Raw genomic sequence first — 24,423 nt, 5'->3', positions numbered from 1 at the left:
GAAGCCGCCGGGGCCGCCGTCACCCGATCCGGGCCCTGCTGCGGGGCGGGCCGGATCAGGTGGTCGGTATCCGCAGGTGACAGACGACGGTGTCGGGCAGCTTGCGCAGCACCCGTTCCAGTTCGTCGCTGCGGTGACTGGGCAGCAGGTGATTCCAGCCCGCGGGCGGCTCGACCTCCGCGATCACCACGACCTTGCGGCGGCCGGTGAAGTTGTCGCGCACGTAGCGCGCCACCGGCCCGGCGACCGTGGTGTCGCCGTCCTCGAGCAGCAGCAGCCGCACATCGGGATGCCAGGTCTCCCATTCCTTGGTGAATACCCGCAGGTTCTCCCCGGGTAGGCAGACATGGACGGCGGTCACGTCGCGGCCCAGTGACAGGGCGGCCGAGAGGGCTTCGCGGCTGAGTTCGGAGACCTCGGAGACCGGCACCACGATGGCGGTGTCACTCGCGCGCGGTGCCGCGGGCACGCAACCCACGCCGCGGCATCCGTCGATCCTGCTGTAGGTCTTGCGAATTCGCTCCATGCCGAGGACCAGCAGCGGCAGCACGAGCACGATGAGCCACGCCCCCTCGGTGAACTTCATCGCGGTGGTGACGACCGCGGCCACGAAGGTCAGCGTCGCGCCGAAGCCGTTCAACGCGATTCGCCATCGCCAGCCGGTGGATCGGACGGCGAGCCAATGCCGCACCATGCCGAACTGGGCGATGGTGAAGCCGACGAAGACACCGATGGCGAACAGCGGTACCAGGGCGTTCATGTTGCCCTCGGACGCGACGATCAGGACGGTGGCGCAAACACCCAGCGCCAGAACGCCGTATCGGTACACCGCATGCGGCGAGCTGACGGCGAACCGATGCGGTAGGCAGTTGTCGTCGGCCAGGATCTTGGTCAGCGTGGGCAGCCCGCCGTAGGAGGTGTTGGCCGCCAGCGCCAGCAGGATCACGGTGGCGAATTGCACCACGTAGTAACCGATTCCGTGCCCGAGCGCGGCCTGGGTGAGCTGGGAGAGCACGGTGGTGCCCTCGATGGGGTGCACCTCGAACTTCTGGATGAGGGTCGCCAGCCCCAGCAGCATGACGCCGAGCAGCACCCCGAGTGCCACTTCCGCGCGCTGGGCGCTGCGCACCTCGGGCCGGCTGAAGGACGGCACCGCGTTGGCGATCGCCTCCACGCCGGTCAGCGCCGCGCACCCGCTCGAGAACGCCTTGAGCAGCAGCAGCGCGCCGACGGTGTGAGCGTCGATCACCACGGCAGATCCGGTCGCCACACTCGCCGGTTCCGAGCGCAGCAGACCGCCGATGATCACCGCGAAGATGCCGAGCACGAAGACCACGGTCGGTGCCATGAACGCCCGCGCGCTCTCGCGAATGCCGTACAGGTTGAGCACGGTGATCCCCGCGAGAATGCCCAGGCACAGCCACACCGTGTACGGCAGCAGTTGGGGGAAGGCCGAGGTCAGCGCCGCGACGCCGGCCGCGATGGACACGGCCACGTTCAGGACGTAGTCGACGATCAGCGACGCCGCGGCAACCAGGCTCGTGCGATCGCCGAGCCGTTCCCTGGCCACGGCGTACGCGCCGCCGCCGTTGGGGAAGGCGGCGATGACCTGCCGGTACGAGGCGATCAGCACCGCCAGCAGCACCACGATGGCCGCGGTGACGGGCAGGGTGAAGCCGAGCCCGGTCGCGCCCGCGGCGGCCAGGACCAGCACGATCGCCTCGGGGCCGTAGGACACCGAGGCCATGGCATCGAGGGAGAGTCCGGCCAGGCCGGTCGAAACGGTCAGCCCGCGCCGAGGTGGGGGAGCGGCGATTCCCCCGCGCGGCCCGGGCGAGGTTTGCGGTAACACATCAGTCACATCGCGCAGTGTTCTCCGGAATCGGCCGTCCGACGCGCGTCCTGACGGAACCTCTACACCCCGGGTGAGCAGGGCCACACCACCCCGCGAACGTATGCTCGGGGGCGTGACTGCGACGATTGGTGTGCTGGCTCTGCAAGGCGATGTGCGTGAGCACATGCACGCGCTCGAGGCGTGTGGCGCGCGGCCCGTGCCGGTGCGCCGCGAGGCGGAATTGGCCGCGGTCGACGGGCTCGTGATCCCGGGTGGCGAATCCACGGCGATCAGCAAGCTGCTCGAGGTGTTCGAATTGCTGGAGCCGCTCAAGCAACGCCTGCGCGAGGGACTTCCCGCCTACGGCTCGTGCGCGGGCATGATCCTGCTCGCCTCCGAGGTGCTCGATACCCGCCCCGATATGAAGCCGCTGCACGGCATCGATATGACCGTGCGCCGCAACGCCTTCGGCCGTCAGGTCGATTCGTTCGAAACCGATCTGGAGTTCGCGGGCCTGGACGACGGGCCGGTGCGCGCGGTCTTCATTCGCGCGCCCTGGGTCGAGCGCGCGGGCGAGGGGGTCGAGGTGCTGGCCCGGGTGCCGTCGGGCCCGGCGGCGGGGACGATCGTCGCGGTGCGTCAGGGCAATGTCATGGCCACGTCCTTCCATCCCGAGGTGACCGGCGACCTGCGCGTGCACCGGCTTTTCGTCGACACCCTGGTGCGTCCGCGCGCCGGAGTATGACCCGCTGGACCAAGATCATGTGCGCGCGGCCATGATGGGGGCGCGCAGTAGACTGGGGCGCTGTCCGTCCGTGGGCTCTTCGGCGGTACTCCCGGGTTGGTAGTACATGTTGGAAGTACCGAGCCCCCTGAACCGAGGAAGTAGGGAATGAGCGGCCACTCCAAATGGGCCACCACCAAGCACAAGAAGGCCGGGATCGACGCGAAGCGCGGCAAGCTCTTCGCCAAGTTGATCAAGAACATCGAGGTGGCGGCCCGCACCGGTGGAAGTGACCCGGACGGCAACCCCACGCTGTACGACGCCATTCAGAAGGCGAAGAAGTCGTCGGTCCCCAACGACAACATCGAGCGCGCTCGCAAGCGCGGCGGTGGCGAAGAGGCCGGCGGCGCCGACTGGCAGACCATCATGTACGAGGGCTACGGCCCCAACGGCGTTGCGGTACTGATCGAATGCCTCACCGACAACCGCAATCGCGCGGCCGGCGAGGTGCGCGTCGCCATGACCCGCAACGGCGGCAGCATGGCGGACCCGGGTTCGGTGTCGTACCTGTTCCACCGCAAGGGCATCGTCTCCCTGGAGAAGAACGGCCTGTCCGAGGACGACGTCCTGATGGCGGTGCTGGACGCGGGCGCCGAAGAGGTCAGCGATCTGGGCGAGACGTTCGAGATCATCTCCGAGCCGACCGACCTCATCGCCGTGCGAAAGGCGTTGCAGGAGGCGGGTTACGACTACGACTCCGCCGATTCCGGCTTCCAGCCGTCGATGTCGGTCGCGGTCGACGCCGATACCGCCCGCAAGGTGTTCAAGCTGGTCGACGCCCTCGAGGACAGCGACGACGTGCAGAACGTCTACACCAACGTCGACATCTCCGACGAGGTGATGGCGGAGCTGGACGCCGACTAGGCGCCCATCCATTCCGTCACCACGGCCGCTCCCCGAATCGGGAGCGGCCGTGGTGCTTTCCGGCGGGACGAACGGGGCACGGCGCAGCGGATCCCCTCGTGTAGCGGACGGTCGTGGGCAGTGGTTGCCGCATGCCGTCGTCGCTGATCAGCCCGGTGCGGAGCGGTTCTTGTCGGTGGCTCCTGGCATGGTGTTCGCGTGACTATCGCCGATGAACCCTTCCGGATCCGAGTCGAGGTCAGGGTGTCCGATCTGGACCCCCAGTTGCACGTCACCGGATCCGCGTATCAGCAGTTCGCCGATCACTCGCGGTTCGAATGCGTACGGGCGGCGGGCATTTCGGTGGAGGACATGCTCGCCGACGGGCTGGGCCCGGTGAATCTCGAGACCGTCATCAAGTACCACCGCGAACTGCGCGCCGGTGACGCCGTGGACGTGACGTGCTCCTGGGAGTGGGGTCCGGGCAAGACCTATCGGGTGGAGCACAGACTGATTCGGCCCGACGGCGAGCTGTCGGCCACGGTCGCCTTCGTCAGCGGGGTATTGGATCTGCGCACCCGGCGGCTGGTGGCCGATCCGAAGACGGCGTGGGCCTCGCGGGCCACCGACCCGACGCTGCTCGGCCTGAGTCCGGTGTGCAACTGAGCGGTGGGTGATGTCCGGATGTGCCGGGCGCGGAGCGACTTCCGGCGATCGCGCGGGCGTCCGTGTCGATGGCCGATCCGGGCGCTCGGCTGCGCTACACTCTCGAACAATTGTTCGTCTGTGGTGAGAGGGGATGTCGTGCGGGTGATGGGCGTCGACCCCGGGCTCACCCGGTGCGGGCTCAGCATGGTCGAGGGCGGAGTGGGCCGGACCGTGAAGGCCATTCACGTCGATGTGGTGCGCACCCCGCCGGACATGAATCTCGCCGAACGCCTGATGGGCGTGGCCGATGCCGCCGAGCAGTGGATGGACAGGTACAAGCCGCAGGCCGTGGCCATCGAGCGGGTGTTCTCCCAGCACAACGTGCGCACCGCCATGGCCACCGCGCAGGCGGCCGGCGTGATCGCCCTGGCCGCCGCGCGCCGCGGCATTCCGGTGCACTTCCACACCCCGAGCGAGGTCAAGGCCGCGGTCACCGGCAGCGGTACCGCGGACAAGGCGCAAGTGACCGCGATGGTGACCCGTATCCTCGGGCTGGCGGTCGCGCCGAAACCCGCCGACGCCGCCGACGCGCTCGCGCTGGCCATCTGCCACTGCTGGCGCGCGCCGCTGATCGAGCGCATGGCCAAGGCGGAGGCCGCGGCGGCGGCGCAGCGGCGCATGTACGAGGAAAGGCTTGCCCAGCAACGAAAGGCGGTATCCGGGTGATCGCGTCGGTACGCGGTGAAGTGCTCGAGATCGGGCTCGACCATGTGGTCCTGGAGGCCGCGGGGGTCGGGTACCGGCTCAACGCCACTCCCGCCACGCTATCCACGCTCACTCGCGGTGAGGATTCGCGGCTCTACACGACCATGATCGTGCGCGAGGATTCCATGACGCTCTTCGGTTTCTCCGACACCGAGTCGCGCGAGCTGTTCGGACTGCTGCTCAGCGTGTCCGGCGTCGGCCCCAAGATCGCCATGGCGGTGCTCGCGGTGCTCGAGCCCGAGGCGCTGCGCAAGGCCCTGGCCGAATCCAATGTGGCGGCGCTGACCCGGGTGCCGGGTATCGGCAAGCGCGGGGCCGAGCGCATGGTGGTGGAACTGCGCGACAAGGTGGATCTGGTTCCGGTGCAGTCGGGTCCGCCCGGATCCGCGGCCGCTGCGCCGGTCACCCCGGTGCGCGAACAGGTCGTGGAGGCGCTCGTCGGCCTCGGTTTCCCGGCCAAGCAGGCCGAACCGGCGGTGGACGCGATTCTGGTGACCGACCCGGATCTGAGTATCTCGCAGACGCTGCGCGCGGCGCTGGGACTGCTGGGCAAGAACCGGTAGCAGGCCATGATCGACGAATCGGACGACTTCGAACCCGGCGAGTTCGGGGACGAGCCCTATCCCATCGACGCCGACGCGGCCGAATCAGCGGTCAGCGCAAGCTATCTCGCTTCCGACGGCGAGATAGAGGCGAGCCTGCGCCCCAAGTCGCTGGATGATTTCATCGGCCAGCCGCGGGTGCGCGAACAGCTCGCGCTGGTGCTGCGCGGGGCCAAGATGCGCGGCGGCACACCGGATCACGTGCTGCTGTCCGGCCCGCCCGGACTGGGTAAGACGAGTATGGCGATGATCATCGCGGGGGAGCTGGGCACCGCGCTGCGCCTGACCTCCGGGCCCGCGCTCGAGCGGGCCGGCGATCTGGCGGCGATGCTCAGCAATCTCGTCGAGGGCGATGTGCTGTTCATCGACGAGATCCACCGCATGGCCCGGCCCGCCGAGGAAATGCTGTACCTGGCCATGGAGGATTTCCGCGTCGACGTGGTGGTCGGCAAGGGGCCGGGCGCGACCTCGATTCCCCTGGACATCGCGCCGTTCACCCTGGTCGGCGCGACCACGCGCTCCGGCGCGCTGACGGGCCCGCTGCGGGACCGCTTCGGTTTCACCGGCCACATGGATTTCTACGAGCCCGCCGAGCTGAAGCTGATTCTGGAGCGGTCGGCCCGAATCCTGGGCGTTCGACTGGAATCCGATGCGGCCGCGGAGATCGCCGGGCGCTCGCGCGGTACGCCGCGTATCGCGAACCGGTTGTTGCGCCGTGTGCGCGACTACGCGGAGGTCAAGGCCGACGGTCTGGTCACCAAGGAGATCGCGCACGCCGCGCTGGCGGTGTACGACGTGGATGTGCTGGGCCTGGATCGCCTGGACCGGTCGGTGCTCTCGGCCCTGATCCGCAGCTTCAACGGCGGTCCGGTGGGTGTCTCGACGCTGGCTGTCGCCGTGGGCGAGGAAGCCGCGACCGTGGAAGAGGTCTGCGAACCATTCCTGGTCCGAGCGGGTTTGGTGGCGCGCACGCCCCGGGGCCGGGTGGCGACCGCGGCCGCGTGGGAGCACCTGGGCCTGGTGCCGCCCGCGGATCTGGTGTTCGGTTCGATCGAAGTGCGTGCCCGGGAACAACATCCGGGTCTGTTCGACTCGCTGTGAGCCGTCGGCACGGTCGCCGTGCCGCGCCGACTCCATACCGGCACCGGTGAGTGGGAGTGACCGCAATCCGGTCGGCACGGCTGTCGACCGGCGCCGGATCGGTCGCGATCGATCGGGTCGGCGGTGTGGAAGACCGAAATCGGCGTCGTCCCGTATACGGCGCGGGTCGGTCGCGCCGCGCCCGCAATCCGGTCGGCACGGCCGTTATTGCTGGGACATCCTAGGAGTTCTCTTCGGCGCGAACGGGATTCGCTTCCGCCGCGCCGGTGATGTTGCGGACCATCCCGCCGAACACCACGCCGTGGAAGGGGGCGATCGCCTTCCAATAGGCGTGGCCGGACAGGCCGTGCGGCTCGAAGATGGCGCGCTGGCGGTACAGCGTGCCGCCGTCCGGATCGGGGTCGGCGGACAACTCCAGCCACGCGCCGCCGGGTACCCGCATCTCCGCGCGCAGGCGCAGCAGGCGGGGGCGTTCGATGTATTCCACGCGCCACCAGTCCAGGGCCTCGCCGGTGCGCAGGCGGTGCGGGTCGCGGCGGCCGCGGCGCAGGCCGACCCCGCCCGCGAGCTTGTCGATCCAGCCGCGGACCGACCAGGCGAGCGGGAACGAGTACCAGCCGTGTTCGCCGCCGATGGACTCGATGACCTGCCAGACCGCTTCGGGTGAGGCGTCGGTGTGGCGTTCGCGGTAGTCGAGGTAGACCGAGCCGCCGGACCATTCGGGGTCGGTGGGCAGGGGATCGGACGGGGCGTCGGGGTATTCGGCGTCGGACCAGCGGGTGGTGACGTCGAAACTGCGGATGCGGGTCAGGGCGAGTTCCACCGCGCGTTCGAAGACGATGAGGCCCCCGGGCGGGTCGGGGATGTACTCGGCGATGTCGTGCTCGTGGCAGACGACCTCGTGGATCAGCGATTCCACCAGCGGCACCGCGATCGCGCGCGGCACCGGGGTGACCAGGTTGACCCACTGCGCCGAGAGCCAGGGGGTCAGGATCGGCACGGGGACGATGCGGCGGTGGGGCAGGTCGGCGATCTCGGCGTAGCGGTGCAGCATGTCGAGGTAGGTCAGGACGTCGGGGCCGCCGATGTCGAAGGAGCGGTTCACCTCCGGCGGCAGGGTCGCGGCGTGGGTCAGGTAGTACAGGACGTCGCGGATGGCGATCGGCTGAATGCGATTGCGCACCCAGCGCGGGGTGATCATCGCGGGCAGGCGTTCGGACAGGTAGCGCAGCATTTCGAAACTGGCGGAACCGGATCCGATGATGACCGCGGCCCGGAACTCGACCGTGGGGACGCCGGAGGCGAGCAGGATCTCGCCGACTTCCACCCGTGAGGACAGGTGGGGTGAGAGATGGTCGCTGTCGGGTTTGATGCCGCCCAAATACACCAGTCGGGTCACGCCGGTCGCGGCGGCGGCCGTGGCGACGGTGGTCGCGGCCTGCCGGTCTATCTCGACGAAGTCGCGCCGGACCAGCGAGTGCACCAGGTAGTAGACGACGTCGGTGTCTTCGAGGGCCCGGGTCACCGCGGCCGCGTCGGTGACGTCGCCGGTCATGATCTCCACGCGGTCCTGCCACGGGGCCTCGGCTAGTTTGCCCGGGTTACGGGCCAGGACGCGCACCGTATGGCCCTGATCGAGGAGTTCGGGGACCAATCGGCCGCCGATGTATCCGGTCGCACCGAGCACCACACACCGCACAGGTAGCCTCCTAGCCGCGTTCAATATCGACGATTCGGTCTCGAACAGCGATTTCCCTGGCCCGCAGGACCCAAACTACGCCTACCTGTGGCTAGGGTCGGTGTGCAGATGTGGCGTGAACGGGTAGGTCTCGGAGAGTTCCGTAAAACACTCACCCTGGAGGACGTTGATGCGATCCCGAACCCATCGTGCGGTCACCGGCGCGGCGCTGGCGGGCCTGCTGGCGACAGCGCTGCTCACCACCGGCTGTGACAAGGCCGAGGAAGTGGTGAACAAGGGCGGCGACACCCCGTGTAGCGAGTTCCTGTCCCAGGACAGCGAGAAGCAGCGGGTGACCGTCAAGAAGTATCTGGACAAGGACACCGAGGTCGCCACGTCCTCGCCCAACGGCGATGTGGTCGGCCCGGCGATCACCGCGATCGACCTGATGTGCCGGGCGCAGGCCAATCCCGACACCCCGATTCGCAACGCGGATCTGAGCGGGATCGTCATCCCCAAGAAGTAGCGGCAAAATATCTGGGGCATAGACCGTTTGACTTCCACCGCCTCGGCTATTGCGTGGTCAGGCACCCGGATCTACGGGGTGCGGAGAACACGGAGGTAGTGGTTATGGTCATTCTCGGTTTGATCCTGCTCCTGGCCGGCATTCTGCTGGGGATCCCGATTCTGACGACGATCGGCATCGTGCTGGTGGTTGTCGGGGCGGTACTGGTGCTGTTGGGTTCGACGGGCCGTCGGGTCGGTGGACGCAGCCACTACTTCTAACCCGTAGCAGCTCTGAATCGGGGCCGCTCAGCTTTGGCTGAGCGGCCCCGATTCGTGTCCGGCGGAGGTGTTTTCGGTGCGTTCGGGGCGGTCGCGCCCGAGTAGGCTGCGTGCGGGCGCGGGCTGCGGCGCCGGGGTCTCACGGTGGTGCTTCGACGGACGAGGAGCGGTATGGCTGTGCGCGAATCGACATTTCGCCGGCGACTGCTGTGGGCGGTGGCCGTGGTGGTGCTGGTGTTCGCGGCGCTGGGTATCTACGTGAAGGTCGTGGCGGCGGTGGAGCGGGCGCGCCCGGCCGCGGCGGCGCCACCCGACCTGTGTGCGGCGGTGGGGACTTCGCTGTTCGAAAAGCTTGTGCCCGAAGCTGTTCCGCTGGCGGACGCGAACTATTCGTCAGGGCCCGGGGCGGCCTGCGATTACGTCTCGGCACGTGGCGGCAGCGGTTCGGAGATGTACGGTTCGCTACACGTGCGGCTGCTACGGCACGGCCAGGTGAACTGGGATACGGGGTCCGAACGCGCCGCAGCCTATTTGGCGGATCTGTGCCGTGCGACCGCGATGGGCGGGAAGTTCAGCGCCACTACGGCGTTCGGCGACGAAGCATGCGCGGTGTCCACCGTCGACGGCGGCGGGACCGCGTACGCGTCGGCGGTGGTGCGCCTCGGCGCGGACCTGTTATCGGTGAACTACTACGTGCATCCGGGCGGCGCGGCGCAGGCGCAACGGGCGGTGGAGGAAACGGTGGCCGCGGCACTGGAGGGTGTTCGGTAGCGGAATTCGCCCGCAGTCCAAGATGATGCGGGCCGGTCTTGCTAGCTTGGGCCGGTGCGTGCGCTCGATGTGTTCAACGATTACGTGGCCTGGCTGCGAGATAACGTTCCCCTGGCGTACGAGAATCTCGCGGGCCCCGCGCGCCCCCGCCAATTGGCGATGCTGGAGCGGGCGATCGGCCGCCCGCTTCCCGCAGAGGTCGCGGCGGTGCTGAGTGTGCACAACGGTCAGATCGATTCTGCGGTAGGTGATTACGATCACGGCGTCCCGTGCATTCCGACGCTGGTGTTCATGTCCACCCGTGAGATTCGCCGCACCTGGCAGCTCTGGGACAGCGTCAAGGACGACCCGGCCACCCAATCTCTCCAGTCGTCCGGCATGGTCTATCCCGCTGCCCAAGGCAAGATCAAACCCCTGTACTCCTCCCCGGGCTGGATCCCCCTCTGGTCGGACCCCACCCGCCCCGACTACATCGGCTTGGACTTCGACCCCGGCCCGGCCGGAACCCCGGGTCAGATAATCAATTTCGGCCGCAACGAGGAGTGCCACCACCTCTGCGCTCCGACCTACACGGACCTCCTGGAGTTCCTCCTCGCCGAGGTGGCCAGCGGCGCCTGGCCGGCGACCGAGATCGTCGAGGACGACGACGACCGGGATCCGCTCCCGTGGTTCGGCGAGCCGAGAAGCTCGTTTTTCAACGCCCTGCACGACAGGTTCGAGCCGCAGCGCCGTGATTGACGACTTCGTCTGCTCGCGATGTGCGCTTCGCCTAGTCGCAGTCGCTGAAGTCCTCGACGCGGACGGGCGTGGTGTCAGCGAAGGTGACCCCCACGCCGTAGGGGTCGCAGATCGGGAACGTGCCTTCGGCGAAGCGGATCAGCCACTCGGAGTCGGCGTAGAAGGTCAGTTGGGGGTGGTCCACCGGGAACGAGGTGGGATCGAAGCGGTGGTAGCGGGTTGCCTCGTTGTCCGTGAGGCCGAATGTCGAGGGGTTCGACAGCAGGGCGCGGTGCAGGAACCGTAAGGCGGCCGAGAGGTGATCGTCGATGTCGGCGAGGATCTCGGTGATGAGGGGCGTGTTCGGGGATTCGCCGGGGGAGAGGATGACGTTCACCTCGATCGGCGCGCGGAACAGGGTGCTGGTCACCTCGCTCCGGGGCGACCACATGGCCTGGCCGTCCGGGGCGGGGACGGGCACGAACGCGCCGATGCCGGGGATGAACACATCAGAATGCTAGGTCACGGATGCGGGTGGCGGATCGTGCATTCAATCGGTGCCCGTTGCGTTCGGCGGGATCTGGGAGTATTAATAAATGAACGATCATTTATAAACGAGGATTGGTTCGTTCGAAGGGAGGGTGCTGTGCCACGACCACGATCTACCAGCGACGTCGATATTCTCGCCGCCGCCGGGCGGGCGATCGGGATGCACGGTCCCGGGAAGTTGACGCTCGCGCAGGTGGGGGCGGAGGCGGGGGTGTCGCCGGCCACCCTGGTGCAGCGGTTCGGGTCCAAGCGGGGGTTGTTGCTGGCGTTCGCCGCGGATGCGGCGTCGGGCGCGGGGGAGCCGTATCGGCGGGCGCGGGCGGAGTTCGCGTCGCCGCTGGCGGCGTTGTACGCGGTGGCCGAGGGGGTGGCTCGGATGATGGCCACCCCGGACGTGCTGGCCAACCACCTCGGGATGTTGCAGCTCGATCTGTCCGATCCGGAGTTCCGGGTGCACGCGGTCGCGCATACCCGTGCCGTCGATGCGGAGCTTCGGGAGTTGCTCGCCGAAGCGATTGCGCAAGAAGAGCTTCCGGCCGATGTGGACGTCGCCCAGCTCGCCCGGGCCGTGAAGATCACCACCGACGGATCCCTGCTGCGATGGGCGTTGACCGGCGACGGCGACCCGGCCGAACTGCTTCGTTCTGATCTGGATCATCTGTTCAGGAGAGTTGAATGAGTTTCACCGCAACCGTTTTCATCGGCACCAGCCTCGACGGGTACATCGCCCGGATGGACGACGACATCGAGTGGCTGACCTCGCGGGGCGAGAAAGCCGGCGATCTGGGCTATCAGGAGTTCTTCGCGACGGTCGATGCCGTGGCGATGGGCCGCAAGACCTACGAAACAATGCTCGGCTTCGGCACGGAGAACTGGCATTTCGGCGATCGCTACGTCGCGGTGCTGAGCACGACCCTGCCCCTGGACGCCGATCCCCGCATCACCGTCCACCGCGATCTGGACACCCTCGTGGCGGACCTCGACGCCCGCGGAATCGACCACGTCTACCCCGACGGCGGCCGCCTGATCCAGAGCTTCCTCCGCGCGGGCCGCGTGGATCGCCTGGTGATCAGCCTCGCCCCGGTCCTGATCGGCGGCGGCCACCGCCTGTTCGGTGACCTGCCCGAAGATGTTGCGCTGCACCTGGAGTCGACCACCGACCTCGGCCACGGGTTCGCTCAGTTGAAGTACACGGTGGAGAAGTAGAGCAACCACGGTGACCGGCCCGGATCAGCGAAGGGCCGCGTTAGTGCGGCATGGCGGGGACATCGAGACGCAATGCCGCCGCGAGGGCGATCGTTCTGCGCGGGGTGGTGCATTGGCGGCCGAGGCTCGCGAGATCGAGTTTGCCGCCGCGGGTTTGGAACAGGAACATGGCGGCGGGGTGATGTCGTATGTGGGCGGGGTCGAGTTCGGCGGCGGTCGCGTAGGCGGACTCGACCAGTGCGGGCATGCACGACCGGAGGTCCGCGGCCCAGTGCTCGATCGACGTCAGCCAGACGCGAGCGGCCGGGTCGGGGGTTCTGGAGTACCGGGTGATCGCTTCGTCGAGTTCCTGCCAGGAGTAGTCGGTCCAAGGCTTGGTCCTCAGGACCGGTAGCTGCCAGTGTCCTTTCACGTGCGACCAGTGATCCGTGTGGGCCCGCACCGCGTGGAAGGTGAAGTCCGGCAGGGAAAGCGCGGTCAGGTAGCCGCCGTGGCAGGCTCCGGTGTCCAGGCTCACGACCCGGCCGTCGCGGACCAGGGGCGCGTCGCCGGTGACGTGGTGACCGAACACGACCGGTTTGGAATCGGTGTAGTGCTCGTGCCAATAGCTCCCGGGGAAATGGTCCCTGAGTTCGCGCTCGCCCCGCGTCGACCCGCACAGGATCTCTTCCCTCTGCTCGCCCAGCGGTATGCCCGGAACCATGGCCGCGTGCACGACCCGAACGTGCTCGTTCTCGAAGAAATACGGCAGCCCGGTCATCCACGCGACCATCTCGTCGTAACCCGCACCGGCCTGCAACCGCGTGATCTCCTGCGCATACGAGAAGATCCCACGCACATGCTTGCGCTCGTGATTACCCATCAGCGCAACAGAATTCGGCCGCCCCCGAAAGAAGTCCACGACCTCTAGCGGCTGCGGCCCACGATCGACCAGATCCCCCACACCGACAAGCAGGTCGTCCACGCCCAACTCGACTTTCGCGACCAGCTCGCCCAACTCGTCGAAACAGCCGTGAATGTCGCCGATGATGACGGTCCGCATCGGGCAGACGCTAGAGCGGCGCACGCCGCCGGGCAATCGAGTTTCGCGCCGCCGAGGAGGCTGATCGCCTTGATGATCCGGGTATTGGTTCGTGCCTTTTCTGCGAATTGGTTAGGGTCGACATCGTTCTCGGGGGAGAGGACGTCGTTGAGGGGGAGCGTATGAACCAGCCGATGTTTTCGCATGTGCCGCAGCCGGACGATCCGCGGCGGCTCGTGTACGCCATCGGCGCTGTCTCCGCGGTGGGAACGCTCAACGCCGTCCACAACCTGGTGGAGGGGTACGACGCGCTTCGGACCGGAGTTCATCTTCGGTCCCATGGCATCGACTGGGTTGCCATCGGGGCCAAGGTGGCGATTCCGTTGTCGCTGGCGCTGATCGTGCTGCTCTGCTGGGCGATGACGGCGCTGTGCCGGCATCGCAGCACCGTGCGGGTGCTCGTGTTGATCGCGGCACCGATCGCCGTGGTGGCCAACATTTGCGAAGAGCTGTTCGAGTGGCTGGACTACAACCAGGTGATCAATCCCGGTGTGGAGAGCAGGGTCATCGGGGCGGCGGTCGGATCGATCCTGCCGGTGGCCGTCGTGGTAATGGTCACCAGGCCGCTGCTGCGCGAATGGTTCGTCCCACCGGGCGTGACGTGGTTTCCACCTCGCGTCTATTCCAATAGTTCTGTCCCGCAAGCGGATCCGGTGGCACCCGCGATCCTGGCCGGCGTCGCCGCCTTCTTCGGTGTGTTCTGGGCCGGCGTGGGCATCCTCGGCGGGATCGCCTCGCGCTCCAACTCATACCCGGTCGATCTGGCCCAATCGATATTGGGCGTCGTACAGGTCGCACTGCTCAGCGGCGGAGCGCTCGCGGTGCTCGCACACCATCGTGTTGCCCGGCCCCTCCTGGCCGCGGCAGCCGTGGCGGCCGTGAGCTGCGTACTGACGGTCGAAATCGCGGAATTGGATGGGTGGAGCGACTATCGAACACCCCCCAAGCAGGTCCTCGATTTCTTCTTCGAGGTCGCGATCCAGGTCGGCCCGGCCGTGGCGGCCGCCGTCCTGATCCTGCTCCCGCAGACGCTGCGGTGGTTCACACCGCGCGGCGCTCAATCGCCGGAATCCATCCCGCGATAGATCCCGTCCGCATCCGCCGCCTCGGAGATCTCGTCCCAGCCCATGTTTCCGAGGTTGATGTTGTTCTCCACGCTCCAGAGCGCGCCGGGGACGACGCGGAACGGGCGGGTGTCCGTTCCCTCTTCCTCGTCGTATTCGTCCGCGCCCACGTAGACGGCGAGGATGGGGAATTCGGGATGGGTCAGGGTGACTTCGTCGGCCAGGAACGAGACCAGCGGCTCGTCGGGCTGCAGGGCCGTGAGAGCCTCCGGGGACAGGTCCTGAAAAGCCTTGTCATCGACGCACATCACCGTCGCTACGAAATCTTCGACGCTCGGAGTTCTGACCTGTTCGACCAGCCGCTTCCAGGCGTTGTCGTCGCCGAACCAGGTGCGGACCAGAACCGATTCGTTCGGTAGGACTGTCATGCCTGAAATCTAGCGGCATCGGCCGGCAATCCGGCCGCCCAGCGGGCGGCGCGGATGCCGTCGATTTCATTGCCACCACTATTGGTGGCGGGGGTCAGGCGATCGTGTCGGCCAGGCGATCGATCTGGGTGGGATCGGTTCCGTAGCAGTAGAAGACGACCTCGTCCGCGCCGAGAGCGTCGAACTGCGTTATCGCGGTGCGGATTTCGGCGGGGGTGGTGAGCATCCCGTTCACCATGAAGTCGGCTCGGTCGGTGAAGCTGTAGTAGGCGCGCATCGTGGTGCGGGCCTCCTCGATCACCGACGGAGCGCCGAGGGCGACATTGACCTGGGCCACGATGCGCGGGGAACCGCTGCGGCCGTGTGCTTTCCAGGAGGCGCGGGCCGTATCGAACAAGCCGCCCGCCCAGGACGGCGGGGCGGCGGCGAGGAGGCCGCCGCCCCAGCGGCCGACGCGATCGATCGCGGCGGGCTGGAAGCCGCCGAACAGGAGCTGAGGACCTTCGGGCTGGAGCGGGGCGGGGCCGACGGGACCGCAGTCGTCGCCGTACGGCTTGCCCGACCAGAGGCGGCGCATGACTTCCAGGTTCTGATCCAGGCGCTTGCCGCGGGTGCGCAGGTCGGTGCCGGAGGCGATGTGGTCGTCCGCGCGGCCGCCGACGCCGAGCCCGAGGGTCAGGCGACCGCCCGACATGACATCGAGGGTGGCGATCTGTTTCGCCAGTAGCACCGGATCCCGCAGTGGGGCCAGCAGCACCTCGGTTTGGACGCGGATGCGGTCGGTTGCGCCCGCGATCACGGCGAGTGCGGTGAGCGGCTCGGGGTTGTCGTAGACCAGCCGGTCGAGCAGGCCGAGCGTGGCGAAGGGACCGGCTTCGGCGCGTCGAGCCCAGTCGAGCAGGGCGTGGGGAGCGGAAATGGGCAGACCGATACCGAACTGCATGTGAGATACCTCCAGGAGGGGTCAGCAAATACACTGCCGCCCCTTCATCACCGCGAAGACCCGAGGTGCGTGGCTCCCATCTGCGACGTACTTCCGGGGAGCTCCGAACTGAAGTGATTGCGACTAAACCACGCCACCCCGCGCCGGCGCAAGCCGGTATCGCGCGGAAGCCGGCGATTCACTTGCCGTTCGCCGGGTATCCGATCCCCGAGAAAGGAGGCTCTCCAATGCCTTTCACGTTCCGCAAGAGCTTCAAGATCTTCCCCGGCGTCCGCCTCAACATCAACAAGGGATCCCTGTCCCTCACCACCGGCGGCCGCAGCGGCCCCCGCTACACCACCAGCACCACCGGCCGCGAAACCACCTCCATGGACCTGCCCGGCCCCTTCGGCTGGCGCCGCACCCGCCGCCGCAAGGGCTGACCGCTCGGCAATTCGTTGTACGGCAACCCGGCGCCGTCCGGGTGATCCACGCCGGAGCGGTGGCGCAAATGCGCCGTTCACACCGAATTGTGCAGCGGTGGAATGATTCTCGGACCCGGTAGAACCTGGCGACCCGGTGCGCCCGTCTTCGAGTGGCCTCGATGTGGGTACGTTCGGTGGGCAGATTTGCCGAGCGCTCGAAGAGGATCATGTCGAGAACGTCCAGAATTGCCGGGTTGTTCACCGCCGTCGCCGTCGCGTTGCTGTCGCCGGGGGTGGTGCCGCCGGCCGGGTTCGCGAACCCCGGCGGGGCGGGGTACGCGCCGACCATGATCGTGCTGGACGCGTCGGGGTCGATGCAGCGGCCCGACCGTGGCGGGACGATGATGGACTCGGCCAAGCGGGCCGTGCGGGGGTTCGTCGAATCCGCTCCGGCCGAATCCACGGTGGGCCTGGCTGTTTACGGGGCCGGGACCGGCAACGACGAGGCCGAGCGCGCGGCCGGGTGCCGGGACGTGCGGGTGTTGCAGCAGCCGGGGAAGCTGGACCGGGGTGCCCTGACCGGAGCCGTGGACGGGGTGCAGGCGCGCGGGTGGACGCCGATGGGCGTGTCGTTGCGGGAGGCGGCCGCGGCCCTGCCGGATTCGGGACCGCGGTCGATCGTGCTCGTGTCGGACGGCGACGACACCTGTGCCCCGCCCGAACCCTGTGACGTGGCACGGGAATTGAAGCAGCAGGGCGTGGACCTGGTCGTGCATTCGATCGGGTTCGCGGTGGACGAGAAGGCCCGGGCGCAGCTGAGCTGCATGGCCCAGGTGACCGGCGGAACCTACGCCGACGCCGCGGACGGGGCCGCGCTGGAGCGGATCCTGCCCCGGGTCACCGGTGCGGCGCTGCGCAATTACGCGGCCTCGGGCACCCCGATCGTCGGCACCGACGCCTACCGCACCGCACCCGTCGCGGCGGCCGGTCACTACCTGGACACCATCGGCCAGCGCGAGAAGCGGTATTACGGCGTGGACGCGCCGGCCGGTGGGACGGTCTATTTCACGGGGCTGATGTCGTTCCCGCGGTTGCCGGACATCAACGTTCTCGACGATTTCAACACCGTGCAGATCCGGGTCTACGACGCGAACGGCAAGGACTGCAACGTCTTCGAGACCGATCAGGCCTCCCGCTCGAGCGACGGCGTCACGCTGTCGGTGAGCTCGACCTTCCGGGGCGCGCAGGAGAAGGGCAGCGGCGGCTGCCGGGGCGCGGGACGCTACTACTTCGAAATCACCTGGGACAGAACCTCCGACGGCCTGCCGCAGCGGCTGCCCCTGGAATTGCTGATCGGCGTCGAGCACGGCGTGACCGATCCCGGCCCGGCCCCGAGTTCGGAGCCGACCGCGCTCACCGATTCCGGCGGCCCGGATCAGCCGGTCACCGGCGGCGCATCCCTGGCAGCGGCCGCCACCCTGGACGGGAGCGGGCACTACACCGACACTCTGCAACCCGGCGAGTTCGTGTTCTACCGGGTGCGCGCCGACTGGGGACAGGGCCTGGCGTACCGGGTCGATTTCACCGGCAACGGCGGTTCGGGCACCGAAGCCACTTCCAATATCGCGACCGCGCTGTACTCCCCGGTCGGCGCGGAGGTCGACTTCGACACCCACGTCTACACGGGAAAGGATGTGTCGCTACCGCTTTCGGGCAAGGTGATGGCCACGGTGCCGATCCGATATGCCAATCGCACCGCCTCGACCGCGCGACTGCGGCAGGAAGCCCTCGCCGGCTGGTACTACATCGCGATCAAGGTGGGCCCGCCCGCGACGGCGGGGGATGAGCGGCCGGTCCCGGTCCGCTTGACGCTGACCCTGGCCGGGAATCCCGAGCCGGGCCCGGTCTACGAGGCGGGAGCCGCCGACGCCATGCCGGCCGACAGGACCGGCGCGCCTGCGGCAGCGGACGCCGCCGGTCCGAGCGACACCGCCGCGCCCGGAAGCTCGAACACGGTGATCCTGCTCGGCGTTGGCGCGGCGATTCTCGTGTCGGTCGCGGCGATCGGCGTGGCAATCCTCCGGCGGCGCGGCTGATCGAGCGTCACACCGTGATCGGCTGTCTCGCAGCGGTTCGCGGGACGGCCGGTCGCGCGCCGACACCCGACCATCGAGCGCCGAAACCGAGCGCCTACGCCGGACCGCCGAGCCTATGCGCGCTCGACGTGACCATCCCGCGCGACGAAGTCGTAGTGGCCCTCGAGCTCCTCGCCGAACGGCAGATCGCCCTCGGCCGCGGAGCCCGCGTCCCCGGCTCCCGCCGTCAATCCGATACGGAACGCGCGACCTTCGGCGCTGTGGTGCAACCGCGTGGCCTTGAGCGCGGCGGGGATGACGATCCGATTGTCGCCGGCCCGGGCGGCGGACTGCGCCAGTTCGAGCACGACCCCGTCGAACCCGAAGTCATCGGTCAGCTCGATGAGCCGTTCGAACAGCGCCTCTTCCTGACCGTCGCGCAGGTCGACGCGGGCGTCCGGTCCGCCGATCGCGAGCAGGACGGTGCGGCCCTGCTCGTGGAGGGCGTCGACCTGTGCGCGAAACTCCTGGCGGGAGAACCGCGCCGGGCGGAAATCGGGAATGGCGTCGTGCCCGCGCTCGCCGGAGACGATCACGACGTTGTACTGCTCGGGTACCTCGGTCAGCAGTGCCGGATCGCCGGAACCCGGCTCGGCGGTCTCCCGCCAGCGCCCGATGTGCAACGTCTCGTTCTCGAATCGCGAGTCCGTGTCGGTCTCACTCACTGCCACCACCACTTCCATGCCGTGTCTCCGATGCGCGACGGGCCGGATAAATCTGCCGCACACCACGTTCGGCGCTGCGATACCCGAGGCTTCCCCGCGGCAAACGTGTCGATCGGCGGCGACCGGCCGGTCCGGGCCCCGCCGTGCCGAGCACCCCGATTCGGCGCGAATCACGAATCGCGGTGGTCACCATGCGAGAAATCCGGGGCGGCAGGCGCTTCGGAGCTTCACGATCGGCGCGCCCTTCGCTACCCTCCCTGTGATGCGACACATAGTGGCCGTCCTGTGCGGTGTTCTCGTCGGCTTCGCGGCCCCGCACGCGGCGTGGGCGCAGGGCCCGGTGGCAACCCCCGCCAACTCGGTCCCCGCCGCCGGAGCCCTGTTCTACCCCAGCGCTTTCGGCGTGGTCCCGCGCCTGGGCGGCCCGCACTTCTGCTCGGGGGCCGTGGTGGCCTCGCCGTCGCGCGATCTGGTCGTGACCGCCGCGCACTGTGTGTTCGGCCCCGGCGCACTCATCGAGTTCGCGCCGCTGCTGCGCGACGCCGAACTCCCGGCGGGCGTGTGGACGGTGACCGACATGTACATCGACCCCGCCTGGTCGCGCTCGTTCGATCCCGCCCGCGACATCGCGGTCCTGCGGGTCGCCCCGCGTGCGGGCAAGAAGATCGAGGACGTGGTGCCCGGCCTGCCGGTCGCCGCGCCGCGCGCCGGTGTGCCCGTCACCGTCAGCGGGTACCCGCTGGGTCCGGGCAGCCGCCCGATCACCTGCACCGCGCCCCTGGCCGCCGGGGCGGACGGAATAGCCCTGGACTGCGCCGGTTTCGGCGACGGCACCAGCGGCGGCCCCTGGGTTCAGGACGGTCACCTGGTCGGCGTGACCGGCGGGCACGAGCAGGGCGGCTGCGCCGAGGTGGAGTACGGGACCCCGTACGGTCCCGCGATCCAGGCGCTGCTCGATCGGGCGGCGGCCGGCGGGCGCGGCGATGTACTGCCCATAGGTTTCACCGCGAACGGCTGCTGAACGGTTCAGCTGTCGCCGGTGGTCTTGCCCCACACCAGGCAGAACGTGTGGCCCGCCGGATCCCGGAACACGCGAAAGCGGTCCTCGCCCACCGCGTCCGATACGCGGGTCGCGCCGAGTCGCAACACGTCCGGCTGCGCGATGTCGATGTCGCCCACTTCGATGTCGAGATGGAATTGCTGGGAGCCCTGCGGATCGGGGAACAGCGGCGGCTTGTGGTCGGGCGCGAGCTGGAATGCGAACCGCCTGCCAGCGGGGTCGGTCAGCACCGACCACGTCTCATCGGCGTCCTCCACCGTGCCGCCGAGCAGTTTGCGGTAGAAGCGTGCGAGCTCTGCGGGATGTTTGCAGTCCAGGACAATCGAACGAAGCGTTCCGATCATGATCAGAGGGTTGCCGATCTGAAGTCGGCTAAACCGGACGCTGATCGATGCTGTCCTCCGATCGGGCTTCGGGGGAGCGCTACTCGGTTGCGGACGGCTCGGCCGCCGCGTCGTTGACGGCGTTGGCGTGGTCGATGGCGGCCATATGATTCTCGGCCCAGGTGCGCAGGGCGGCCAGCGGAATCTCCAGGGACAGGCCCAGTTCGGTGAGTCGATAGTGCACGCGGGGCGGCACGGTCGGCTCGACCCGGCGCACGACCAGACCGTCCCGGACCATACTCTGCAGGGTCACCGACAGCATCTTCTGCGATACCCCGGGCATCCGCCGCCGCAGTTCGGCGAACCGAATCTCATCCGGCGCGGCCTGCGCGAGGACCTTGACCGCCATCGAGGTCCATTTCGTGCCGATCCGGTCCAGCAACTGCCGGGTCGGACACTGCGCGTCGAACAGATCACCGCGCGCGGGCGTGTGGGCGTGCGCCGATCGAGTGGTCACCTGGACCTCACCACCTGTCGTGAAAGTGCCTTCTTCACGGCCCGGCAGACGTTACCTACCGTTTCCTGGTAACCGATGGTAACCGACAGGGAGGTCCCATGCCGCACACGTCAGCACCCACCGTCACCCCGATCGAGCTGCGCGGGATCGAGACGAACGGCATCACCGCCAATGTCGCTCTCGCCGGCTCCGGCCCCGCGATCGTTCTGCTGCACGGCTTTCCGCACACGTGGCGACTGTGGACCGAGATCATCGGCCCGCTGGCCGAGCACTACCGGGTCATCGCCCCCGACCTGCGCGGCTTCGGCGCGAGCACCCGCGCCCCGGACGGCTACGACGCCGGCGCACTGGCCGAGGACATCGCCGGAATCCTCGATGCGCTCGGCGAACCCACCGCGGCCGTGGTCGCGATCGACGCCGGCACGCCGGTCGCGGTCCTGCTCGCCCTGCGCCGTCCCGGCCGGGTCCGACGGCTGGTGGTCATGGAGGCACTGCTGGGCAGGCTTCCCGGCGCCGAAGATTTCCTGGCCGCGGGCCCGCCGTGGTGGTTCGGATTCCACGCCGTCCCCGGACTCGCCGAAACGGTCCTGCGCGGCAACGAAGCCCGGTACATCGACTGGTTCCTCGCCACCGGCACCCGCGGCCGTGGCGTCCGGCCGGACATCCACGCCGCGTTCGTCGCGGCCTACACCGAAGACGACGCCCTGCGCTGCGCCTTCTCCTACTACCGGGACCTGCCGGCCAGCGCCCGCCAGCTCGAGCTCGCCGCGGCCGGCCGGCTCACCGTGCCCACCCTCGCGATCGGTGCGCACCCGGTCGGTGACGCCCTGGAGCGACAGCTGCGCCCGATCACCGATGACCTTGCGGGACATGTCATTCCGGACTGCGGTCACATCATCCCGCTGGACCGGCCGCGCGAACTGCTCGGCCTCCTGCTGCCCTTCCTGGCCGGGCTACCCGCCTGATCGCGTCGCGGGATCGCCGCTGCTCACGCACCACTCTTGACGGTTACACCTCGTATACTTATAGTTACGCGCTGTATAGTTAGAGTGACGCCAGTCACGCGGCAGCTCGAAGGACCCCATGCCGATCAGTAGGACCGATCCATCGCACGACCCGGCCGGCGACGCACCGGCCGGCGGGAACGCGCCACCCGGCATCCCGCCCTATGCCTGGCGACTCGTGGGGTTGCTCGCGGTGGCCAACGTGTTGAACTTCTACGACCGTGCCCTGCCGACGATCGTCGCCGAGGACATCAAGGCCGAATTCGCGCTCAGCGACACCCAACTCGGTGTGCTGATGAGCGGTTTCACCGTGGTCTACGCCCTCGCGGGCATAGTGCTCGGGCGAATGGCGGACCGCCGCTCGCGCCGGGTGATCATGGCCGGTGGCCTCGTGCTGTGGAGCGTTCTCACCGCGGCCAGCGGCGGGGCCTGGAGTTTCGCGTCGCTGCTGATCTTCCGGCTCGGCGTCGGCGTCGGCGAGGCGTCGTACGCCCCCGCCGCCAATGCCACCGTCTTCGACATGTTCCCGGTCGACAAGCGTTCGCGGGCAACGGCGGTGCTGCAGCTCGGGCTGCCGGTGGGCCTGCTGCTCGCGTTCTTCACCACGGGCCCGCTGGTCGAGGCGTTCGACTCCTGGCGAATACCGTTCTACGTGGCCGCGATTCCGGGCCTCGTGGTCGCCGCGCTGCTGCTGATCGTGCCGATGCCCGAGCGGCCGCGGCCGACCGCGGAGCAGCTCGAGCAGGACCGCGGCGGCGGGGCGATCCGATCGCTGCTGCGCATACCGACGATGTGGTGGCTGATCCTGGCCGGAATCGGCCTGCAGATCAGCAGCTACTCGGTCGCGACGTTCCTGGTTCCGTTGTTGCAGCGCTACTTCGGATTGAGCCTGTCCGCGGCCGGGGTGGGCGCGGGCCTGGTGATGGGCGTCGCGGGCCTGGTCGGCCTGCTGATCGCGGGACCGATCGCCGATCGAGCGCGCCGCCGCTCGTCGGTCGCCCGCCTCGCGGTGGCCGCCATCGGTATGGCCGTCGCGGCCCCCCTGGCCTGGGCGGCGTTCGGCCTGTCACCGTCCGGCGCGGTCGCGTTCATCGTCTTGCTCTCGCTCGCTTCGATGTTCATCAACATGGTGCAGCCCGTCGCGCTGCCCGCCGTCTCGGAGATCGTCGAGGAGCGTCGGCGCGCCTCCGCCGTGGCGATCTACTTCGGCGCGTTCTATCTACTCGGCGGCGCGTTCGGCCCCGTCCTGACCGGCGCGCTGTCGGAGTACTTCGCCGACCGTGCCACCGCCACCGCCGACATCACCGCGTCGGCACTCGGCCTGCATACGAGCATGGCCTGGCTGCTTCCCCTGTCCTGCCTGCTGTGCGCGCTCGGCATCGCCGGCGCAATGACCACTATCGAGCGCGACCGCCGTAGGGCGGCGCAACCGGAGGTATCGCGATGAAGAACCCGCACTCCCTGCGAATCACCCTGGCCCGCACGGGCTTCGCGGCCGCACTCGCCGTCGCGCTCGCGGGCGCGACCACCGCCAACGCCGCGCCCGAGGCCGTCGGCTACGACCGCGTCGCGGTCTTCACCGGGGCGGCGGGCGCGGTGAGCTACCAGGTTCACGTCCCGCCCGGCCACGAGCCCGGGCGCGCACTGCCCGTGGTCGTCGCGGTGCACGGGTGCGGGATGACGGGCTACGGCCCGAACTCGATGCGGGACATGACCAATCTCAACGCGCTCGCCGACCGGGAGGGCTTCCTGGTGGTCTACCCCTCGCAGGATCTGCTCCGCGGCGTGCGCCTGAACTGCTGGAACGGCGACAACGCCGCCCATCAGCGGCGCGGCGAAGGCGAGCCCGCGCTGATCGCAGGTCTCACCGAACAGGTGATCACCGAGTTCGGCGCCGACCGCTCGCGGGTGCACGTTCTCGGCGCCTCGTCCGGTGCGGGCGTCGCGGTGATCATGGCGGTCACCTACCCCGACGTCTACGCCACCGCGATGTCGATGGCGGGCGCGGAGTACAAAATCAACGAGGCGGGCGTGGACGCGGCCGGCAAGCTGAACCCGGTCGATCTCGGCCCCGTCGACACCGCCCAGCGGGCGATCGCCGAAATGGGACCGCGCGCCCGCCCGGTGCCGATGATGGTGGTCCAGGGCGACCGCGACACCACCGTGACCCCGAATTTCGCCACGCGCCTGATCACCCACTGGGCGGCGATCGATGACCTCGCGATCAGCGGCGGACTCGACGGCCCGGTCGATGACGTGCCGGAATCGGTTGTGCAGGTGAATGATCCGGACCGGCACCCGTACACGTACTCGAAGTACTACGCCGCCGGTGGCGACACCTCGCTGATCGACTACATCATGGTGTCCGGCATGGGCCACCGCTGGCCCGGCACCGGCTCGGGACCGCTCGTCGACAACCAGGGCCCCGATCTCGCCACCCTGTGGTGGGACTGGGCGAAAACCCGGAGCATGCCGTGATCACCCGCCTCGACTGCGCACCGCCGTCGGGCAGACT

At 68.7% G+C, this 24,423-nt stretch carries 28 protein-coding genes; 19 read left to right on the top strand and 9 right to left on the bottom strand.

Going from position 1 to position 24,423, the window contains the following annotated elements:
* Positions 1 to 55: 55 nt before the first annotated feature.
* Positions 56 to 1,747, bottom strand: coding sequence for an APC family permease (locus ACFVBH_RS05335; RefSeq protein WP_379001595.1), 1,692 nt, complete (start codon positions 1,745 to 1,747; stop codon positions 56 to 58).
* A gap of 208 nt (positions 1,748 to 1,955) precedes the next feature.
* Between ACFVBH_RS05335 and pdxT the strand changes: the two genes are divergently transcribed.
* The 6 genes from pdxT to ruvB all read left to right on the top strand — a co-directional run bounded on the left by pdxT (position 1,956) and on the right by ruvB (position 6,577).
* Complete coding sequence (gene pdxT / locus ACFVBH_RS05330) at positions 1,956 to 2,579, top strand: pyridoxal 5'-phosphate synthase glutaminase subunit PdxT (protein WP_354988824.1); 624 nt, start codon at positions 1,956 to 1,958, stop codon at positions 2,577 to 2,579.
* A gap of 147 nt (positions 2,580 to 2,726) precedes the next feature.
* Positions 2,727 to 3,482: a YebC/PmpR family DNA-binding transcriptional regulator gene (locus ACFVBH_RS05325; RefSeq protein ID WP_354988823.1), complete on the top strand. Its 756-nt coding sequence runs from the start codon at positions 2,727 to 2,729 to the stop codon at positions 3,480 to 3,482.
* Positions 3,483 to 3,680: 198 nt separating this feature from the next.
* On the top strand, positions 3,681 to 4,127 hold the full coding sequence (locus ACFVBH_RS05320; RefSeq protein WP_378999992.1) for an acyl-CoA thioesterase: 447 nt from the start codon (positions 3,681 to 3,683) through the stop codon (positions 4,125 to 4,127).
* Positions 4,128 to 4,265: 138 nt separating this feature from the next.
* Positions 4,266 to 4,835: a crossover junction endodeoxyribonuclease RuvC gene (ruvC, locus tag ACFVBH_RS05315; protein WP_354988851.1), complete on the top strand. Its 570-nt coding sequence runs from the start codon at positions 4,266 to 4,268 to the stop codon at positions 4,833 to 4,835.
* Complete coding sequence (gene ruvA / locus ACFVBH_RS05310) at positions 4,832 to 5,437, top strand: Holliday junction branch migration protein RuvA (protein WP_354988821.1); 606 nt, start codon at positions 4,832 to 4,834, stop codon at positions 5,435 to 5,437. Before ruvC ends, ruvA begins: the two co-directional genes overlap by 4 nt.
* A gap of 6 nt (positions 5,438 to 5,443) precedes the next feature.
* Positions 5,444 to 6,577: a Holliday junction branch migration DNA helicase RuvB gene (ruvB, locus tag ACFVBH_RS05305; protein ID WP_354988820.1), complete on the top strand. Its 1,134-nt coding sequence runs from the start codon at positions 5,444 to 5,446 to the stop codon at positions 6,575 to 6,577.
* Positions 6,578 to 6,797: 220 nt separating this feature from the next.
* On the opposite strand, the gene ACFVBH_RS05300 is transcribed toward ruvB, so the two are convergent.
* Positions 6,798 to 8,276: an SDR family oxidoreductase gene (locus tag ACFVBH_RS05300; RefSeq protein WP_378999988.1), complete on the bottom strand. Its 1,479-nt coding sequence runs from the start codon at positions 8,274 to 8,276 to the stop codon at positions 6,798 to 6,800.
* 169 nt (positions 8,277 to 8,445) lie between these two features.
* Here ACFVBH_RS05300 and ACFVBH_RS05295 point away from each other — a divergent pair, with 169 nt between their 5' ends.
* The 4 genes from ACFVBH_RS05295 to ACFVBH_RS05280 all read left to right on the top strand — a co-directional run bounded on the left by ACFVBH_RS05295 (position 8,446) and on the right by ACFVBH_RS05280 (position 10,550).
* A complete protein-coding gene (locus ACFVBH_RS05295; protein WP_354988818.1) occupies positions 8,446 to 8,781 on the top strand; it encodes a hypothetical protein in 336 nt (111 codons plus the stop codon).
* A 104-nt stretch (positions 8,782 to 8,885) separates the two neighbouring features.
* Entirely contained in the window at positions 8,886 to 9,041 is a 156-nt protein-coding gene (locus tag ACFVBH_RS05290; RefSeq protein ID WP_354988817.1) for a hypothetical protein, read from the top strand.
* 171 nt (positions 9,042 to 9,212) lie between these two features.
* Positions 9,213 to 9,812, top strand: a complete 600-nt coding sequence (locus ACFVBH_RS05285) for a hypothetical protein (RefSeq protein WP_378999985.1) — start codon at positions 9,213 to 9,215, stop codon at positions 9,810 to 9,812.
* A 54-nt stretch (positions 9,813 to 9,866) separates the two neighbouring features.
* Complete coding sequence (locus tag ACFVBH_RS05280; RefSeq protein WP_378999982.1) at positions 9,867 to 10,550, top strand: SMI1/KNR4 family protein; 684 nt, start codon at positions 9,867 to 9,869, stop codon at positions 10,548 to 10,550.
* 31 nt (positions 10,551 to 10,581) lie between these two features.
* Here the strand turns inward: ACFVBH_RS05280 and ACFVBH_RS05275 are convergent, their stop codons facing one another.
* A complete protein-coding gene (locus ACFVBH_RS05275) occupies positions 10,582 to 11,037 on the bottom strand; it encodes a hypothetical protein (RefSeq protein ID WP_378999980.1) in 456 nt (151 codons plus the stop codon).
* Between the two features lie 138 nt (positions 11,038 to 11,175).
* On the opposite strand from ACFVBH_RS05275, the gene ACFVBH_RS05270 reads away from it, so the two are divergent.
* Positions 11,176 to 11,757, top strand: a complete 582-nt coding sequence (locus tag ACFVBH_RS05270; protein WP_378999978.1) for a TetR/AcrR family transcriptional regulator — start codon at positions 11,176 to 11,178, stop codon at positions 11,755 to 11,757.
* Positions 11,754 to 12,284, top strand: coding sequence for a dihydrofolate reductase family protein (locus tag ACFVBH_RS05265; protein WP_378999976.1), 531 nt, complete (start codon positions 11,754 to 11,756; stop codon positions 12,282 to 12,284). The genes ACFVBH_RS05270 and ACFVBH_RS05265 overlap by 4 nt, the downstream gene beginning before the upstream one ends.
* Before the next feature lie 40 nt (positions 12,285 to 12,324).
* Here ACFVBH_RS05265 and ACFVBH_RS05260 read toward each other — a convergent pair whose 3' ends face one another.
* Positions 12,325 to 13,326 (bottom strand): metallophosphoesterase family protein, encoded by a 1,002-nt coding sequence (locus ACFVBH_RS05260; protein WP_378999974.1) that lies wholly within the window; start codon positions 13,324 to 13,326, stop codon positions 12,325 to 12,327.
* A 173-nt stretch (positions 13,327 to 13,499) separates the two neighbouring features.
* On the opposite strand from ACFVBH_RS05260, the gene ACFVBH_RS05255 reads away from it, so the two are divergent.
* Positions 13,500 to 14,450, top strand: coding sequence for a hypothetical protein (locus ACFVBH_RS05255; protein WP_378999972.1), 951 nt, complete (start codon positions 13,500 to 13,502; stop codon positions 14,448 to 14,450).
* On the opposite strand, the gene ACFVBH_RS05250 is transcribed toward ACFVBH_RS05255, so the two are convergent.
* Positions 14,423 to 14,857, bottom strand: coding sequence for a DUF6924 domain-containing protein (locus tag ACFVBH_RS05250; protein WP_378999970.1), 435 nt, complete (start codon positions 14,855 to 14,857; stop codon positions 14,423 to 14,425). The two genes, ACFVBH_RS05255 and ACFVBH_RS05250, sit on opposite strands and share 28 nt — an antisense overlap.
* A 94-nt stretch (positions 14,858 to 14,951) precedes the next feature.
* Positions 14,952 to 15,800 carry an LLM class flavin-dependent oxidoreductase gene (locus ACFVBH_RS05245; RefSeq protein WP_378999968.1) on the bottom strand — a complete coding sequence of 283 codons (849 nt, stop codon included), beginning with the start codon at positions 15,798 to 15,800 and terminating at the stop codon, positions 14,952 to 14,954.
* Positions 15,801 to 16,027: 227 nt separating this feature from the next.
* Between ACFVBH_RS05245 and ACFVBH_RS05240 the strand changes: the two genes are divergently transcribed.
* The gene (locus ACFVBH_RS05240; protein WP_354988808.1) at positions 16,028 to 16,222 is read left to right on the top strand and encodes a DUF4236 domain-containing protein; all 195 of its coding nucleotides are present in this window, start codon (positions 16,028 to 16,030) and stop codon (positions 16,220 to 16,222) included.
* Positions 16,223 to 16,458: 236 nt separating this feature from the next.
* On the top strand, positions 16,459 to 18,300 hold the full coding sequence (locus ACFVBH_RS05235) for a VWA domain-containing protein (protein ID WP_378999966.1): 1,842 nt from the start codon (positions 16,459 to 16,461) through the stop codon (positions 18,298 to 18,300).
* A 113-nt stretch (positions 18,301 to 18,413) separates the two neighbouring features.
* Here ACFVBH_RS05235 and ACFVBH_RS05230 read toward each other — a convergent pair whose 3' ends face one another.
* The gene (locus ACFVBH_RS05230; protein WP_378999963.1) at positions 18,414 to 19,004 is read right to left on the bottom strand and encodes a hypothetical protein; all 591 of its coding nucleotides are present in this window, start codon (positions 19,002 to 19,004) and stop codon (positions 18,414 to 18,416) included.
* A gap of 262 nt (positions 19,005 to 19,266) precedes the next feature.
* Here ACFVBH_RS05230 and ACFVBH_RS05225 point away from each other — a divergent pair, with 262 nt between their 5' ends.
* Positions 19,267 to 20,025, top strand: a complete 759-nt coding sequence (locus ACFVBH_RS05225) for a trypsin-like serine peptidase (protein ID WP_378999961.1) — start codon at positions 19,267 to 19,269, stop codon at positions 20,023 to 20,025.
* Positions 20,026 to 20,030: 5 nt separating this feature from the next.
* On the opposite strand, the gene ACFVBH_RS05220 is transcribed toward ACFVBH_RS05225, so the two are convergent.
* Together ACFVBH_RS05220 and ACFVBH_RS05215 are read right to left on the bottom strand one after the other, a co-directional pair.
* Positions 20,031 to 20,408: a VOC family protein gene (locus ACFVBH_RS05220; protein ID WP_378999959.1), complete on the bottom strand. Its 378-nt coding sequence runs from the start codon at positions 20,406 to 20,408 to the stop codon at positions 20,031 to 20,033.
* 79 nt (positions 20,409 to 20,487) lie between these two features.
* The gene (locus ACFVBH_RS05215) at positions 20,488 to 20,904 is read right to left on the bottom strand and encodes a winged helix-turn-helix transcriptional regulator (RefSeq protein WP_378999957.1); all 417 of its coding nucleotides are present in this window, start codon (positions 20,902 to 20,904) and stop codon (positions 20,488 to 20,490) included.
* Positions 20,905 to 21,002: 98 nt separating this feature from the next.
* Between ACFVBH_RS05215 and ACFVBH_RS05210 the strand changes: the two genes are divergently transcribed.
* The 3 genes from ACFVBH_RS05210 (at position 21,003) to ACFVBH_RS05200 (ending at position 24,386) form a co-directional block, all read left to right on the top strand.
* The gene (locus ACFVBH_RS05210; protein WP_378999955.1) at positions 21,003 to 21,869 is read left to right on the top strand and encodes an alpha/beta fold hydrolase; all 867 of its coding nucleotides are present in this window, start codon (positions 21,003 to 21,005) and stop codon (positions 21,867 to 21,869) included.
* A gap of 118 nt (positions 21,870 to 21,987) precedes the next feature.
* On the top strand, positions 21,988 to 23,355 hold the full coding sequence (locus ACFVBH_RS05205) for a spinster family MFS transporter (protein ID WP_378999953.1): 1,368 nt from the start codon (positions 21,988 to 21,990) through the stop codon (positions 23,353 to 23,355).
* Positions 23,352 to 24,386 (top strand): alpha/beta hydrolase family esterase, encoded by a 1,035-nt coding sequence (locus ACFVBH_RS05200; protein WP_378999950.1) that lies wholly within the window; start codon positions 23,352 to 23,354, stop codon positions 24,384 to 24,386. Before ACFVBH_RS05205 ends, ACFVBH_RS05200 begins: the two co-directional genes overlap by 4 nt.
* The last annotated feature ends 37 nt before the right edge of the window (positions 24,387 to 24,423 follow it).

This window comes from Nocardia sp. NPDC057668, assembly GCF_042799795.1.
In the GTDB taxonomy this organism is placed as follows: Bacteria; Actinomycetota; Actinomycetes; order Mycobacteriales; family Mycobacteriaceae; genus Nocardia.
The sequence above is the reverse complement of the archived record's forward strand: the minus strand, read 5'-3'. Positions and strand labels throughout refer to the sequence as shown.

What these genes read in the sequence shown, in the direction of transcription:
- ACFVBH_RS05295 (WP_354988818.1), top strand. Translation starts at nt 8,446, where the DNA reads ATGCGATCCCGAACCCATCGTGCGGTCACCGGCGCGGCGCTGGCGGGC.
- ACFVBH_RS05335 (WP_379001595.1), bottom strand. Translation starts at nt 1,747, where the DNA reads ATGGCCTCGGTGTCCTACGGCCCCGAGGCGATCGTGCTGGTCCTGGCC.
- ACFVBH_RS05210 (WP_378999955.1), top strand. Translation starts at nt 21,003, where the DNA reads ATGCCGCACACGTCAGCACCCACCGTCACCCCGATCGAGCTGCGCGGG.
- ACFVBH_RS05200 (WP_378999950.1), top strand. Translation starts at nt 23,352, where the DNA reads ATGAAGAACCCGCACTCCCTGCGAATCACCCTGGCCCGCACGGGCTTC.
- ACFVBH_RS05325 (WP_354988823.1), top strand. Translation starts at nt 2,727, where the DNA reads ATGAGCGGCCACTCCAAATGGGCCACCACCAAGCACAAGAAGGCCGGG.
- ACFVBH_RS05240 (WP_354988808.1), top strand. Translation starts at nt 16,028, where the DNA reads ATGCCTTTCACGTTCCGCAAGAGCTTCAAGATCTTCCCCGGCGTCCGC.
- ACFVBH_RS05260 (WP_378999974.1), bottom strand. Translation starts at nt 13,326, where the DNA reads ATGCGGACCGTCATCATCGGCGACATTCACGGCTGTTTCGACGAGTTG.
- ACFVBH_RS05225 (WP_378999961.1), top strand. Translation starts at nt 19,267, where the DNA reads ATGCGACACATAGTGGCCGTCCTGTGCGGTGTTCTCGTCGGCTTCGCG.
- ACFVBH_RS05285 (WP_378999985.1), top strand. Translation starts at nt 9,213, where the DNA reads ATGGCTGTGCGCGAATCGACATTTCGCCGGCGACTGCTGTGGGCGGTG.
- ACFVBH_RS05245 (WP_378999968.1), bottom strand. Translation starts at nt 15,800, where the DNA reads ATGCAGTTCGGTATCGGTCTGCCCATTTCCGCTCCCCACGCCCTGCTC.
- ACFVBH_RS05290 (WP_354988817.1), top strand. Translation starts at nt 8,886, where the DNA reads ATGGTCATTCTCGGTTTGATCCTGCTCCTGGCCGGCATTCTGCTGGGG.
- ruvB (WP_354988820.1), top strand. Translation starts at nt 5,444, where the DNA reads ATGATCGACGAATCGGACGACTTCGAACCCGGCGAGTTCGGGGACGAG.
- ACFVBH_RS05205 (WP_378999953.1), top strand. Translation starts at nt 21,988, where the DNA reads ATGCCGATCAGTAGGACCGATCCATCGCACGACCCGGCCGGCGACGCA.
- pdxT (WP_354988824.1), top strand. Translation starts at nt 1,956, where the DNA reads ATGCTCGGGGGCGTGACTGCGACGATTGGTGTGCTGGCTCTGCAAGGC.
- ACFVBH_RS05265 (WP_378999976.1), top strand. Translation starts at nt 11,754, where the DNA reads ATGAGTTTCACCGCAACCGTTTTCATCGGCACCAGCCTCGACGGGTAC.
- ACFVBH_RS05255 (WP_378999972.1), top strand. Translation starts at nt 13,500, where the DNA reads ATGTTTTCGCATGTGCCGCAGCCGGACGATCCGCGGCGGCTCGTGTAC.
- ACFVBH_RS05220 (WP_378999959.1), bottom strand. Translation starts at nt 20,408, where the DNA reads ATGATCGGAACGCTTCGTTCGATTGTCCTGGACTGCAAACATCCCGCA.
- ACFVBH_RS05250 (WP_378999970.1), bottom strand. Translation starts at nt 14,857, where the DNA reads ATGACAGTCCTACCGAACGAATCGGTTCTGGTCCGCACCTGGTTCGGC.